The sequence below is a fragment of the Enterococcus sp. AZ089 genome, assembly GCF_050547225.1.
Classification (GTDB): Bacteria; Bacillota; Bacilli; order Lactobacillales; family Enterococcaceae; genus Enterococcus_D; species Enterococcus_D entomosocium.
In genome coordinates, this window is sequence record NZ_CP172954.1 from 1,369,930 (window position 1) to 1,385,830 (window position 15,901).

The 15,901-nt window shown below is 42.0% G+C and carries 11 protein-coding genes; all 11 read left to right on the forward strand.

The window, feature by feature from the left end:
- Positions 1-28 precede the first annotated feature (28 nt).
- Positions 29-958 carry a manganese-dependent inorganic pyrophosphatase gene (locus IGJ01_RS06450; RefSeq protein WP_008379685.1) on the forward strand — a complete coding sequence of 310 codons (930 nt, stop codon included), beginning with the start codon at positions 29-31 and terminating at the stop codon, positions 956-958.
- An 88-nt stretch (positions 959-1,046) separates the two neighbouring features.
- Positions 1,047-1,856 carry a DUF1803 domain-containing protein gene (locus IGJ01_RS06455; protein WP_430601535.1) on the forward strand — a complete coding sequence of 270 codons (810 nt, stop codon included), beginning with the start codon at positions 1,047-1,049 and terminating at the stop codon, positions 1,854-1,856.
- Between the two features lie 197 nt (positions 1,857-2,053).
- On the forward strand, positions 2,054-2,500 hold the full coding sequence (locus IGJ01_RS06460; RefSeq protein WP_005236794.1) for a hypothetical protein: 447 nt from the start codon (positions 2,054-2,056) through the stop codon (positions 2,498-2,500).
- Between the two features lie 94 nt (positions 2,501-2,594).
- Positions 2,595-3,002: a hypothetical protein gene (locus IGJ01_RS06465; protein ID WP_005236791.1), complete on the forward strand. Its 408-nt coding sequence runs from the start codon at positions 2,595-2,597 to the stop codon at positions 3,000-3,002.
- Between the two features lie 174 nt (positions 3,003-3,176).
- Positions 3,177-5,111, forward strand: a complete 1,935-nt coding sequence (glgB, locus tag IGJ01_RS06470; protein WP_430601536.1) for a 1,4-alpha-glucan branching protein GlgB — start codon at positions 3,177-3,179, stop codon at positions 5,109-5,111.
- A 42-nt stretch (positions 5,112-5,153) separates the two neighbouring features.
- Positions 5,154-6,296, forward strand: a complete 1,143-nt coding sequence (locus tag IGJ01_RS06475; RefSeq protein ID WP_016613232.1) for a glucose-1-phosphate adenylyltransferase — start codon at positions 5,154-5,156, stop codon at positions 6,294-6,296.
- A complete protein-coding gene (gene glgD, locus IGJ01_RS06480) occupies positions 6,286-7,437 on the forward strand; it encodes a glucose-1-phosphate adenylyltransferase subunit GlgD (RefSeq protein ID WP_016613233.1) in 1,152 nt (383 codons plus the stop codon). Before IGJ01_RS06475 ends, glgD begins: the two co-directional genes overlap by 11 nt.
- On the forward strand, positions 7,434-8,867 hold the full coding sequence (glgA, locus tag IGJ01_RS06485) for a glycogen synthase GlgA (RefSeq protein WP_016613234.1): 1,434 nt from the start codon (positions 7,434-7,436) through the stop codon (positions 8,865-8,867). Before glgD ends, glgA begins: the two co-directional genes overlap by 4 nt.
- Positions 8,868-8,984: 117 nt before the next feature.
- Entirely contained in the window at positions 8,985-11,438 is a 2,454-nt protein-coding gene (locus IGJ01_RS06490; RefSeq protein ID WP_016613235.1) for a glycogen/starch/alpha-glucan phosphorylase, read from the forward strand.
- An 81-nt stretch (positions 11,439-11,519) separates the two neighbouring features.
- Positions 11,520-12,281 carry a hypothetical protein gene (locus tag IGJ01_RS06495; protein ID WP_016613236.1) on the forward strand — a complete coding sequence of 254 codons (762 nt, stop codon included), beginning with the start codon at positions 11,520-11,522 and terminating at the stop codon, positions 12,279-12,281.
- A gap of 409 nt (positions 12,282-12,690) precedes the next feature.
- On the forward strand, positions 12,691-15,690 hold the full coding sequence (locus IGJ01_RS06500; protein WP_430601537.1) for a WxL domain-containing protein: 3,000 nt from the start codon (positions 12,691-12,693) through the stop codon (positions 15,688-15,690).
- Positions 15,691-15,901 lie beyond the last annotated feature (211 nt).

The following is a 15,901-nucleotide window of genomic DNA, read 5'->3' on the forward strand; positions in this document are numbered from 1 at the left end:
TATCAATTGAAATAGGAGCGATGAAGAAATGTCGAAAATATTAGTATTCGGTCACCAAAATCCTGATACCGACGCTATTGGTGCAGCGATTGCCTTTGCAAACTTACAAAATCAACTTGGGAAAGACTGTGAAGCGGTGGCGCTAGGTACACCGAATGAAGAAACACAATTTGCACTAGACACCTTTAGCCTGGCTGCTCCTCGTGTAATCGATTCAGTAACTAAGGAAACACAAGAAGTAATGCTGGTGGATCACAATGAGTTTCAGCAAAGTGCGGCAGATATTGCGGATGTTACAGTGTTGGCAGTGGTTGATCATCACCGTATTGCTAACTTTGAGACAGCCAATCCGTTGTATTATCGTGCAGAACCTGTTGGTTGTACCAGTACGATCGTATTGAAGTTATACAAAGAAAATCAAGTGGAAATTCCAAAAGCGATCGCAGGAATCATGCTTTCAGCGATCATCTCCGATACATTGTTGTTCAAATCGCCAACATGTACCGATGAAGATGTAGCGGCAGCAAAAGAATTAGCGGTTTTAGCAGGTGTTGAACTGGAAGCATACGGATTGGATATGTTGAAAGCCGGCACAAATCTTGGGACGAAATCAGCCGCAGAATTGCTGGATCTTGATGCAAAAAGCTTCCCAATGGGCGGGAAAAACATCCGTATCGGACAAGTCAATACAGTCGACCTAAAAGAGGTCTTTGACCGTCAAGCAGAATTGGAAGCTGCCATGAAAGAATCAATGTCAGCAAATGGCTATGATTTGTTCTTGCTTGTTGCTACTGATATCTTAGACAGTAATTCTGAGCTATTAGTTGTTGGTGAACCAATTGCCCCAGTAGAAGCAGCGTTTGAAACGACATTAACGAACCATCGTGCCTTTTTACCTGGCGTTGTTTCTCGTAAAAAACAAATCGTTCCTCAATTAACAGCGGTTTTCGAAGGATAATTAGGATAAATGTCAGAGTGCTGGTGAGATCTGTTTTGGTAGATCAAGCCAGCATTTTTCATGATTTTTTTAATAAGGAGTACACACAGTGAAATTTTTTTATAGTCCCCATTATCGTTCGTTGCAACCGATCCTGGCATCTTCTGAATTCCATGATTTGGTTCATGTGCTTTTAAGCTGTCAAGAACCGCCGACACTACGAGAGCTAAAAGCGAAGTTTCCAGAGGTGTCAATTGATAAAACCCTTGACCGTCTGATCGCATCAGCTTTGATCATCCGCCAAAATCGACGCTATTTTTTAGGTTTTCCTGTTTATACTGAAGAAGATCAAAAGCAGCTGCAAGAAAGTGACGGTTTTTATCAAGATGCCCTTGATTGGTCAACACAAGAAATCGCTGGTTTTCTCAAAAACTTTGCGACATTAAGTAGTGAAAATAAATACTTCTATGGTTGTTTGCAGGAGGTGGAGCAGGGGATTGTTTATTCCTTGGCCCATGAAAGTTTTCAGATGATCTCATACGCAGAAGCGCCATGGCCACCAACGCTGCCGGCTTTTTTTGAAGCAAATCGCCAGCTGCAAAATCTATCGGTTTATGACGAACTAATGGATTTGATCGGCGATGTCGATCCGGTCTATTACTTAGATCAAGTAAGTGTCATCTTTGAACGTATCCGTAAAAACAAAAAAGTGCGTCCGAGTATTTTTCTAGAATCGCTTCAACAGTTGAAAATCGTTAGTTCCGAGCTAGATTTCTTGCTGGAAGAAATAAATTGTGATAATCTAAAAAACGGCCGTTATCCATCTGCTGAAAAGGATATTTTCTTGCAACGATCAGTGCTCGCTCACTTAGTGAAAAAAGCAGGTTCATACAACACGTTTTTTTTCAATGATAATTGAGATTTCTAATAATTATGTTATTTGTTTTAAATTTTCTGAATATTACAAAGCTGTTAGATGTTATTCTAATAGCTTTTTTTCTTGTTCACTAAAATGATAATTTGATGAATAAAAATTAAAATATAACGATCGTTTTGTTTGGAGATTTGATTTCTTGATGATATGATGATTTTAGAACGTTGAAAGGGGATATAAAAATGGAAGGATATAAAACGGTTGATTTTGAACAGTTGGAACGGAATAAAACGAAAGCAGAAATGATTACATTCGTATCAATGTCAGAGATAGAAGCGGCACGGCAAGCAATTACAAATGCGGGGATCGATGAAACGCGTTTTTCTGATGGAGATCTCATTCTCGCATTAAAGCAAAAGGAACGATTTGGGGCAAATACGATCGTTTCAGTGGTTATTGATTGGCTAGTGAATCAAAACTATTTAGTGAATCCCGCGAATGCCCTTCGTTATTTGGCAAAAAAAATGGCAGATGGTCCATTAACGAGTTATAAATTATTGAGTGAGGGAGAGTTTGACTGTGATGGCAATTATTACTTAATTGGTCACGCAGACAAGTCCTTGGCAGTAAATAAAGCCTATAAAGTTTACACCGATGGGCAAGTAAAAGAGCTTTGGCAAGCAAAATAATTGAAGGTGATTTCGGCTCTAGCGAAGAAGGGAAACGGCTGTAGAAGCAGTTGTTTTCGTAAAAGGATCGAAGATTGAAGGTTGTGAAGGACGCGTGAAACTAAACATTCGAATCAGCTTAGCTGGCAGTCATCTTTTGATTGGTGCATTCAGTTTGATCGGTGCATTGCTGACGCTTTATAAAGTACCAACTAGTTTTGGTACGATCCAAGTCATGTTAGGTGAAATTTATTATACCGATACGGTATTTGACCGATTTACTCAGCTTTTCTTATTGGGGATTATTAGTCTTTATACCGTAGTGACGAGTTTTTACGGGTTTCGATTCTGGTGTTTTTGCTCCGCCTCTTCTGCATTTGGGACACTGCTGGCATATGTTGAATTAACTGAGACATTTCCGGTGATGGTTGTTTTCATCCTGGTTTTGGCAAGTTTGTTTCAGTTAAGTGTAGTCACATACTTCATTTTCCAAAAGCTAAAAAGTAGAGCTGAAACAGGTTGAACAGATACGTTCAAGCTGTTTTTTTCTGTCCTGAATAATTCGTTCGTATCATAGGGTTATTAGGTTACTAGAATTTTATTTTATGCTATGCTAACAGTAGAGATCGTTTGATTGCAAATGCTTCTCTATGAAAAAATGGGACAATGATCGATCGTTAAAGAATAAGCGATCAAGATGAGTCGAAGGAGGACTGATGAGAGAGTGGTTACCAAACAACAGGTACTGACTGCAGAAAAGGACTTTCTGAGCGGTGAAAATTTTTATGTCCAACATTTCTTAGGAGCCCATCAAGCGGATGATGGCTATGTGTTTCGTGTTTGGGCACCAAACGCTCAACAAGTTTGGCTGGTTGGTGATTTCAACCAATGGACAGACACTTTGCCAATGAATAAAAGGGCAGAATCTGGGGTCTGGGAGATTGAGACCAACCAAGTAAAAGAAGGACAGCTTTACAAATACAAAGTCAAACAAGCAAATGGACGAGAAGTATTGAAGATTGATCCTTTTGCTGTCCATTTCGAAGCTCGACCAGGAACTGCTGCCGTGTTGCATTCGATCCCACAAAAAAAATGGCGGGATGGACTATGGCAAGGCCGCAAAAAAAGACAGAAAACATTTAATCGACCTCTAAATATTTATGAAGTTCATGCCAGCTCGTGGAAGCACCACGAAGACGGCACCCCTTATCGCTTCTCTGAATTAAAAGATGAACTTATTCCTTATGTGAAAAAAATGGGTTATACCCATATCGAATTTATGCCTTTGATGGAACATCCATTAGGTACCTCGTGGGGCTATCAGCTGACAGGTTATTTTGCGCTCAGTTCCTATTATGGGACACCAGAAGAATTTCAAGACTTTGTAGAGGCATGCCATTTAGAAAATATTGGTGTCTTTGTTGATTGGGTACCAGGACATTTTTGTGTCAATGATGACAGCTTAGCTTATTATGACGGCACGCCGACATTTGAATACATGGATGAAAACCGTGCCAAAAATGTTCGCTGGGGTGCGATCAACTTTGATCTCGGCAAACCACAAGTCCAAAGCTTTCTGATCTCAAGTGCCTTGTTCTGGATCGAATTTTACCACATTGATGGTATTCGGGTAGATGCCGTTTCCAACATGATCTATCGCGATTATGATGAAGGTCCATGGGAACCAAATCACGAAGGGGGCAATCGCAACTTTGAAGGCTATTACTTTTTACAGAAGCTTAATTCTGTTATCAAGTTAGCCCATCCAGAAGTGGTCATGATTGCAGAAGAAAGTACGTCTGAAACCAAAATAACAGGAATGGTCGAAGAAGGCGCGTTAGGATTTGATTATAAATGGAATATGGGCTGGATGAACGATGTCCTGCGTTTTTATGAAATGGACCCGATTTTCCGTAAAGATCATTTAAATCTGCTTTCTTTCTCTTTCATGTATCGGATGCAAGAAAATTATATCTTGCCACTTTCTCATGATGAAGTCGTTCATGGTAAAAAAAGTTTGATGCATAAAATGTGGGGGGACCGCTACAAACAGTTTTCACAACTACGAAATCTCTATACGTACATGATGATGCATCCAGGGAAAAAATTGTTATTCATGGGTAGTGAATGGGGACAGTTTTTAGAATGGAAATATGATCATGGGCTTGAATGGGTCGATTTAAACGACACATTAAATGCAAAAATGCAGTTCTTCACCCAGACCTTGAATGAACTATACAAAGAAGAACGAGCCCTTTGGGAATTGGATGATCAAGAAGATTCATTGATGGTGATCGATGCAGACAACTTAGATGAAACGACATTGACTTTCTTACGACAAGGAAAAACGAAAAAAGATTTCTTGATCGTTGTTGTCAATCTGACACCAGTGGAGCGTCACGATTTTGCGATCGGCGTGCCATACGAAGGAACGTATCGAGAGATTTTAAACACTGAACGGGATGTATTTGGTGGAACTTGGGTGGCTAATAACCAAGACTGCCAGACCAGTAATGCCCCTTTTAAACAATACGACTATCAAATCAAAACAATTTTGCCTGCACTTGGGGCTTTGATTATCAAACCAGAAAAAATCAAAATGACTCGTAAAAAAGCAGTAAAGAAAGCATAAAAAAAGAGTAGAGGGGGAACGGTGAGTAGATCACCAAACAAAATGAAAACAGAAATGTTAGCAATGATCCTCGCAGGAGGACAAGGGACTCGTTTAGGGAAACTAACAAAAAATATTGCCAAGCCAGCAGTTCCGTTTGGCGGCAGGTATCGGATCATCGATTTCACGTTGAGTAATTGTGTCAATTCTGGAATCAAAAATGTGGGTGTAGTCACGCAGTACCAACCTTTAGCACTGAACAACCATATCGGCAATGGCGCCAGTTGGGGATTGGATGGAATCAGTACCGGTGTGACGATTTTACAGCCATATTCAAATTCAGAAGGCGAAAAATGGTTTGAGGGAACTGCCCATGCCATCTATCAAAACATCGCCTATATCGATGAGATGGACCCGCAATACGTCTTGATTTTGTCCGGCGACCATATCTACAAAATGGATTACGAAGAAATGCTGGAAAAACACAAAGAAAATGATGCTTCATTGACGGTTGCAGTTCTCGAAGTTCCGATGAAAGATGCTTCTCGTTTCGGAATCATGAATACTGATAAAAATGACCGCATCATCGAATTTGATGAAAAACCAGCCGAACCAAAAAGCAATCTTGCTTCGATGGGGATCTATATATTTGATTGGAGTCGTCTACGCAGTATGCTATTGAGTAACTACACAAAAGACGGCGAAATGGTCGATTTTGGGAAACATGTCATTCCTTCTTATCTAGAAAGCGGCGACAACGTTTTTGCCTATCGCTTCTCTGGCTATTGGAAAGACGTAGGAACGATCGATTCCTTATGGGAAGCCAACATGGAATTTATTGATCCAGCCATGGAGTTGAATATCCGGGATAAAAGCTGGCAAGTGTTCTCCAAAAACCCAATCGCACCGCCGCACTTTGTAACTGAAACCGGTGCTGCTAAAAATTCGCTTGTGATGGACGGCTGCTATGTTGCTGGGGAGATCGAGCACAGTATTTTATCAGAGAACGTGCAAGTGAAAGAAGGCTCGACTATCAAAGATAGCGTGATCATGCCTGGAGCGGTGATTGGCAGAAATGTCAAATTAAATCGAGTGATTGTTGGGGAAAATGCAGTGATTGGTGACGACGCAGAGATCGATGGAACAGACGAAATTGCCGTAGTCGGCTATTCTGAAATTTTAGGGGTGACGATTGATGAGAACTAATAAAATGTGTGCAATTTTAGGGAACCTACAGCGATACCAAGACTTGATGCCATTAACGGAGAATCGTCCGCTGTCGACCTTGTTGTTTGACTGCAAATATCGCTTGCTGGATTTCAATCTTTCAAGTATTGAAAATGCCAACATCAAACAAGTCTACATGATTTTCAATGAAGGAGAGACTCAGTCGGTCTTTGATCATATCGGCGGTGGAAAAGAGTGGAACTTGGACGGTGTTCAAAACCGGTTCTTTATTCACTTATTTCAAGACTCATTGAAAAAGCAAGCCGAAGGGCAAGAGTACTACTATAACGTCATTGACTATTTGGAAAAATCAAAATCAGATCACACTGTATTTATGGGCAGCAAAATCTTATGCAACATCGATTTGCGTGCTTTGCTGAAAATTCATCAACTACAAGGCAATGAAATGACTGTGGTGTATAAACGCATCGGCAGTGACAATGTTTCTGAAAGTGACTTGTTGTTTAATGTTGACAGTGAAGGACACTTAGAAGAAGCGATCCAAGCGAAAAAAGGGGAAGTTGGCTCCCTAGTCAACTTGTGTACGGATATTTTTATCATTCAAACGGATCGTCTGATCGCGGCTCTTAAAGAAGGGCAAAAAGTTGGCGCAACGGCAGATCTCGGTCAATTTTTACGAGAGATGATCTCTGTGGAGAACACTGGCCTATATGAGTACACTGGTTACTTAAGTAACATTTATGATATCTCTTCTTATTATCAAACAAATATGGACATGCTAGATGTGCATAAATTCACTTCATTGCTTTATTCGAATCAAAAAATCTATACCAAATTGAAGAATGAAGTACCAACCTATTACTCGGAAACGTCTGAGGTGAAAAATAGCCACTTTGCTTCTGGTTGCATCGTTGAAGGCTCTGTCGAGCAGTCACTGGTTGCTCGCCGTACGAAAATCCATCCTGAGGCAAAAGTCAAAGGCGCGATCATTTTCGGAAATAACGAAATCAAAGCAGGTGCCGAAGTCTCTTATGCGATCTTAGATAAAAATGTAACCATCGCAGAAGGTGTAAAAGTGCAGGGAACCAAAGAAACGCCGATTGTCATTAAGAAGAATTCTCATGTGACAGAAGATGTAATCGGAGGAGCAAGCGCATGAAGGTTTTGTTTACAGCAGCAGAGTGCGCTCCGTTTTTTAAAACAGGCGGGTTAGGGGATGTTGCAGGTGCATTGCCAAAAGAGTTGGTCAAAAAAGGCGTCGAGACAGTTGTCGTCTTACCTTATTTCACGAAAATGCCTGCCGAATACCAAGACCAAATGGAAGATTGTTTTTCCTTTGAAGTGGCGGTCGGCTGGCGCAAGCAATATTGTGGAATCAAAAAATTAGTTCTAGGCGCTGTGACTTATTATTTCATAGACAATCTCTACTATTTTGGTCGCGAACGGCTCTATGATTTTTATGATGATGGGGAACGCTTTGCTTTCTTCCAATTAGCCGTGATCGAAATGATGGAACGCATTGAATTTATTCCAGACATCGTACATGTCAATGATTACCATACGGCGATGATTCCGTTCTTGATCAAAGAAAAATATCATTGGATCCAAGCGTATCAAAACATACGCACCGTTTTGACGATCCATAACATTGGGTTTCAAGGGTGGTATAGTCGCGATATTTTACCGGATCTTTTTGGGATGGGTACGGAAAGATATGATGATGGAACCTTGCGTTTAAACGATTGCTTGAACTTTATGAAAGCAGGAATCTTGTATGCGGACCGCATCACGACCGTCAGTCCTTCCTATAGTGAAGAAATCAAAACAGCTGAGTTTGGTTGTGGTCTTGAAGTCATTTTACGCATGGAAAGTGGCAAGCTAAGCGGTATCTTGAATGGAATTGATTATGAAATGAATGATCCAGAAACCGATCCTCATTTGGACTATCCTTTCAGTGTCGAGGATTTATCAGGAAAAGCTAAAAACAAGCGAGCGCTACAAGAACAGTTTGGCTTGCCAACTCGTAAAGAGGTTCCGCTGATTTCCGTTGTTAGTCGTTTGACCACTCAAAAGGGGTTCCATTTAGTTCTTGAAGAAATGGAAAACCTCTTGCAGTTTGATGTTCAGTTCATCTTACTAGGGACTGGCGAACATGATTTTGAAGAAGGCTTTCGCTACTTTGCGCAGAAATATCCTGACAAATGTGCTGCCGCGATTTCTTTTGATATTGCACTGGCGCAAAAGTTATACGCAGCAGCGGATCTCTTCTTGATGCCTTCGGCTTTTGAACCATGTGGACTATCGCAGATGATCGCGATGCGTTATGGTACATTACCGATCGTTCATGAAATCGGTGGCTTGAAAGATACGGTGGATTCCTATAATCCGATCACGAAACAAGGAACCGGCTTTGGCTTCCAAGAGTTTTCACCTTTTTACTTGATGAATGCCTTAAAACAGGGGATTGAATTATATGAATCGGATCCGACAACATGGACGGCATTAGTCAAGCAAGCAATGCAAAAAGATTTTAGCTGGAATCAAAGCTCAGATCTTTATGTTGAGTTGTATAATAATATCAAAGTTTGATTGTTTTAAGACAGAAGAATCCTTGTCTGCAACAGAACGGCTAGTTGTATGACTAGCCATTCTGGCGGCAAGAATTCTTCTTTTTTATAAACGGTTAGCATAAAGGAGTGTAACCCTATGACAAAAGAACGATTGCGTGATCTGTTAGAAACCAACGTGCACGAACTGTTTGCGATAGAGATCGATGAAGCATCACCGCAGGAATTGTTTCAGGCGCTAGCCAATGTCGTGAAGCAAATGTATTCAGAAGACTGGCGTCAGACCAGAAAAAATCTCTTGTTGGAGGATCAGAAACAAGCGTATTATTTTTCAATCGAATTTTTACCCGGCAAAATGTTAAAGAGTAATCTGTTAAATATGCAGCTGTTGGAGCAAGCGGAAGCCGTTTTTGAAGAGTTAGGGGTTTCACTTGACGATGTTGCAGAGACGGAAAAAGACATGGCTTTAGGCAACGGGGGACTCGGTCGCTTAGCGTCTTGTTTTATGGATTCATTGGCTTCTTTAGGTTTGCCGGGAAATGGCAATGGGATCCGCTATCGCTACGGATTATTTAAACAAAAATTTATTGACGGTCATCAAGTAGAGTTGCCCGATGACTGGTTGCGTTCGGGGAATGTTTGGGAAGTCCGCAAAGAAAGCAAGGCGGTGCCTATTCGTTTCGGGGGCCATGTCTATCTCGTTACCGGAGAGGACGGGAAATTAGCCCCAGTCTATGAAGGTGGCTTTACCTGGCGGGCGGTTCCTTATGATACAGCAATGGTTGGCTACCAAAATCACCATCTCAATACCTTGCGTTTATGGAGTGTCGAGGTTCCTGCCGAAGATGAGGCGCACTACGCGACACTAGAATCGCGGCAAGCATTGGAAAATCTGACAGCGGTCTTGTATCCCGATGATTCCAATGAGACAGGCAAACGGACCCGGCTGATGCAAGAATACTTTTTTGTGTCTGCAGGGATCCAAAGTATCGTCCGTTATTATAAAAAATTGAATTTACCTTTGGCCATGATGAGTGAACGAGTAGCGATCCACATCAATGATACGCACCCAGCCCTTTGCGTCCCAGAACTGATGCGCATTTTAGTTGATGAAGAAGGTCTTGCTTGGGAACAAGCGTGGTCGATCACCGTGAAAGTCATGAGTTATACGAACCATACGATCATGGCGGAAGCCTTAGAAAAATGGCCCGTGCGCATGATTGAAGAAGTTTTGCCGAGAATGGATCAGATCATCAAAGAAATTGATCGCCGTTTTGTGGAAACGATGCAAGGGGTCCATCCGCAAGCCTTACTGGAACGGACGCGAATCATTATTGATGATCAAGTCCATATGGCACATCTCGCGATCATCGGCAGCCACAGTGTCAATGGCGTAGCCAAGCTCCATTCTGATTTACTAAAATCAGTGGTACTCCATGACTTTTATCTTATTTATCCTGCCCGTTTCAACAATAAGACCAACGGCATCGCGCAACGGCGTTGGCTTCAGCTAGCCAATCAACCGTTAGCCAAAGTATTGGATCAGTCCATCGGTACAAGCTGGCGCAATGATCCATTAGACCTGCAACTACTCAAAAACTATTATGAGGACGAAACTGTTCTCCAACAAATTGCCGACGCAAAAATGAGTAACAAGCGTGCACTGGCACAGTACATTCAAAAAGCAACGGGCATCACAGTAGATCCGACGGCAATATTTGATGTGCAGATCAAGCGTCTGCATGCATACAAACGACAATTACTAAATCTTATGCATATTCTAAAGCTCTACTTTGAGGTCAAAGACGATCCAACTGCTGCGTTTCATCCAAGAGTCTTTCTCTTTGGTGCCAAAGCCGCACCAAGTTATCACTACGCAAAATCGATCATTAAAGTCATCAATGAAGTGGCGAATCTGATCAATCATGATGAAACCATCAATGATAAAATCAAGGTTGTTTTTTTAGAAAATTACAACGTTTCTTTAGCAGAAAAAATTATCCCAGCAGCGGATGTCAGTGAACAAATATCATTGGCCTCCAAAGAAGCTTCAGGGACAAGTAATATGAAGTTGATGCTAAATGGGGCAGTAACGATCGCCACTTTAGATGGTGCCAATATTGAGATTCGAGATGCAATCGGTGATGAAAACATCGCGATCTTTGGGCTAACCGAAGAAGAAGTGTATCAGTATTACGCCCAGCGTAATTATTCTGCCTATGCGTATTATGAGTCAGATCCACTATTGCAACGTGTAGTCAATGCCTTTATTGACGGGACAATCCCCAATATTCAAGTAGAAGGCCGCGAGATTTTTGATTCACTTTTGAAATACAATGATGAGTACTTTTTATTAAGAGATTTCCACGCCTATTGTGATGCACAGCATCGGGTGGATATTGCTTATCAAGATACTCATCGCTGGCAAAAAATCAGTCTAATGAATATTGCGAATGCTGGGAAGTTTTCGGCGGATGAAACGGTGCGAAATTATGCAGCAGATATTTGGCAGATCGATCCATTATTTGCCCATATCAAAGAACCAAATGCGGCAAGCTTGACGGAGTCAGTGCCTCCAAGGGGAGACAATTGAAGCGACTTCGGTTGAAACGGCGCAGTCTTTCGTGAAATTCTCTTTTATTTGTGGTATGATGAAAAAAATGCATGTAAGAGGATGAGTACAGTGGCAAATTATTTAGATGTGAAACGAAAACACTTCCGTTTTCCTGCTTATGATGATACAGACGGTGTGAAGCTTCAATCCGAGCATCGCCCCGCATTCAGTAAAGCAGATGATTGGATTTTAACCGAAATCAAAGATCCCGTGAGTCATTCTCACAAGGAAGAAAATCAATCTTTGCAGCGTAAAGTGCATTCCAGCCAACGCGATCGAGGGCACAATGTTCGTCAAAAAGAAGAGCTTGCCAATCACCGTGCCAACTTGCCTCAGTACGGAAAACGTCCGGTGAAAGAGCAGATGCCGACAGGAAAAACCAATTTTTTTGGCAAAGAAGCGAACCATTCTTCTTATCAAGTGACTAGTAAGAAGGAAAAAGCTGAGGTTCCTGTTTCTTCGAAAAAAGAATATTCGGGACGCTCTTACTTCGTGCCTAAATATATTCCTGCATCAATTATTCCAGATGAGCAAAAACCTGAAATTACGCCGAACGATTTGATGGATGCAATGGCAAAAAAACAAGAAAGTTATTTGTTATTTGATACTGAACCAGCAGCTTATCAAGTCAAAGAAGAAAGCGATCCAACCGTCAAAAAATTCAATCGCCACCCCTCTGTTGGGATGACACGCAGCGAGTTTCGAGCCAACAATAAAAAAAATGGTGAGAAAAAACGGTCCGTTTTAGATCGATCATTAAAAGGAATGATTGAAGACGATCAACAAGAAGAATCTTCAAATGGCTATTTTCGTTCTAAATAGTAGAGACAGTTACTCTTAATAGAAGTAGTCCTTTGATCATAACGATGAATGATTTCAGCTAGATGGCGAACATCTAGCTGTTTTTTTTGTGTGCTGAAACTGCCGATTTCACAAAATACTTAGTCGAATTACATTTTTCACCGACTGAGGAATATTCTGATTTTACTAAGCAATAGCGTGGGCTATAGAATAAAGTGAAACGATCAAAACCATCGTTATTTATAATGTTTGTTATTTTAATTGGCGATTTCTTTTGTCATTTAAAATCGATGGCAGGATTGTGGTTTTCTGATCAGCCGTAATTGAAAAAAGGAAGCAAGCGTCCTGATGGTTAAAGCTGCTCTTTGGGAAGGACTGATCCATGATCGATTTCAAGGGAAAGATACGCTGAAAGGTGGGGCATCAACAAATGAACAAGAAAAAGAGAAAGGTATATTTCACCGTCATTATTGGCTTACTTGGAGGACTCTACTTTTTTTCAACCATGAGTGTGTTTTCTTCAAACATTTTCTTTGCTGCACAGCTGGAGGAAGAAACGGTTGCGAGTGACCCATTCGAACCGATACGAGAGAAAGAGGCTGAGGGAAAAGTTGCCATTTATTTTGATGAATCAACGAAAGCCGGGACTGTAGGAGACATGTTACTAGTTGCGTTTCATACGGGCCGTCCCATTAGTGAAATAGCGATCCGGTTGCCGCAATCTGCGGTTTTTGTTGAAGAGGAGTTGCCAAAGGGAGTCAAAATTATGTCAACCACTGAAGAGAATGGTTGGAAACTAACGACTGATATCCCTAGAAGTGATTTTTTGGTTCCATTGGTAGTTGATACAGCAGGGGCGTTTCCATTTGAAGTAGCAGAATCAATGATAAGACTTGAAATAAAGGAAGCACGGGAGACAAACCCTACGGATACACAAGAGGATGCGCTAACCGATTCGAGTGACTCCACTGACCAATTCGATCAAGAGGACAAAGAGGATCAATTACCAAAAGAGAAGGAAATAGAAAGCCAGATTCCTGACGAATCAGAGTCAGATCCTGGCAATCTATATCTGTTAGGCGACGACGTAAAAAAGAGAGGGGTTGCTAACTGGGTCGAATTTATGGCTGCAATGGTCGATCCGACGGTCAATTATATTTATTTGACAGCCAGTTTTCAAACGAACGATAATCCTCGTTTAGGCATTACGGGAATTGACGGCTGGAGCAGCAGCGCCAATCCTAATGGCGGATTAGCCTATGTTTATATCAATGCCTCGAGAGTTTCAAGAACGTTAATCATCGATGGTCTCGACACCTTTCAGATGGATCTTAGAGCCGTAGCGATCTGTTTCCGCGATTCCAGTGTCAATCCTGATTCCCCATGGGACATTACCTTGCAAAATTTGGAACTTTACCATGGAAACTTTTGGGGGGCAATTGAATATCATGATTTGAACATGTCAAATCAGCAGCGTTCAATCATTCGGTACCACAATCTCAACCATACTGGCAATCAGTTGTTTTACGGTTTGCACTCTCGAGCCAGCTTTTCTGGACATTCGGTTTCACACCAAACGCCTAGATATACATCAGACTTCAATGCTTCTTGGATGATTCACTCGAACACCCAAGCGAATTTTGAAATCAACCAAATAGAGCTTCGTGAGGGAGCAAACGTCGAAATGTCGACGATCAGCTCAGGAAATCTTGATTTTTATAATACGAACGCGCGTCTCATACTAGGGAATAATGCCCGACTATCATTAAATGCCAACGGTTCAGCTGGCGAAGCAGGCGGTGCCAATATTCGCTTTGTCGCTGGCAATGGACGCATTGAGTTAGGAAAAGGTGCGGAATTGGCATTAAATACACAAAACAACAGTCCGGCAGTCATCACATCAGGCACGCCCCATGATATTCGCTTAATGGAAAAAAGTCGCTTGTCAGTTACTGCTACAAACCGAACGTTGTATAGTCATATTTTCTGGTTGAGTGCCAATACTCATGTAACCTTAGAAGACAGCAGCACCTTAGAGGTTGAAGCAACAAATCAAAATACAACCGCAAATATCTTCCACTTCTCTGGCACGACTGGCAATCTCAACGTAGGCAAAGATGCTACCTTAGATATTCGTTCAGACAGCCCACAACCTGTCCAACGCCTACTTTTCTTTAGCGGTGCCAACAATCCCGCAAGATTGACGATCGACGATGCCAAGCGTGTCAATTTGCAAAGAACCCGCCCGATAACGACCACAACAAATGGTCTAATTGAAGGGGGAGGAATCACTGCAAAGAATCAGGCGATTCGCCAGTGGCGGCATGGAAATACAGGAGATCCATCTGATTTTCAGTGGCAACCGATTCTGTCCATGACTGCGGCGATTTCCGGAACCAACACCAATGTGACCAATGTATCTTCACTGAATGAGGAAACAAGTCGAGGGTTTGCCTCGCAGTTTGCTTCTCGTTCACAACGTCTATTATTTGAGAGAATCCCAGACATCACGGTGACCATCGATCCTTTGACAGAAGATAGAACCTTACCTAATGCCTATACGATTTCGGGAACCGCCAATCCTGGTAGCTACCTTCGATTTCAAAGAGAGGGGCTGATGCCAGAACCGACGCTTGAAACGCCAGTCGATAGTGCCGGCAATAGCGAGTACTTTCACACACAAGCGGGTGAAAATGGGCACTATTTACTTGATCTATCTGATTTAGAACCTTTCCAGTATTTTACACAAGGTGAGGTGGTCACCGCTCAGGCATTTCTTGATGGTAAATGGGCAGAAGCATCAACCACTGTGGAACCCATTGGTGACGTTGACCCAAAAGATCCCCTTGATCCTGATCAACCGATTCTACCTGAAAATCCACCATTGATACCAGAAAATCGCGGGTTTATCAGTTTAGACTTTGTTTCACAATTCGATTTTGGTACAGTACCGATTCGCTCGTCGACAAGCCGCTATCCGGCGCGTCCGCAACGAATTTCTTTAGTGGATGATCATGAATCAACCGAACGACCAAACTACATTCAGGTTTCCGATCGTCGATTTCTTCAAAAGGGCTGGACCTTGAGTGCCCGATTATCTGAGGAAGGGTTCGTTAGCACGGAAGCGTTTAAGCACCACTTAAAAGGAGCGAGTGTGCATTTGACGAATATTGAAATGGTTACCTCTAGAGAAAATCCCTCTGAAGCACCAGACTACGTTGAAGCAATTGAGCTAGGACCGCAGAACCAAGTGATTGCACGTGCCAATGAAAATCAAGGGACGGGTACTTGGATTCAACGCTATGGAAACGAGCATACCATGCAAAAAAGTGTCGAGCTGGAAATCCCTATTGGCGCGAGGCCGCAAGCAACAAGTTATCAAGGAACCCTTCGTTGGGAGCTGAGTTTCGTACCTGGTGCTGACGAATAACCCCTTGGAAAACAAGTAAGCATGTTCTGCAATCGTGAATATGATCGAACACTGTAAAAGTTGCTCAGACAAAAAGAAGTCCAGTTGCCATTGGACTTCTTTTTTGTCTGAAACAGACGAGCGGTGGTTTAAACTACTTTTCCCACTTTGGTGGATATGCTTTTCGATCAATAGAAGAGAGTGAAACCACAGGCAATGGACCAATGAGCAA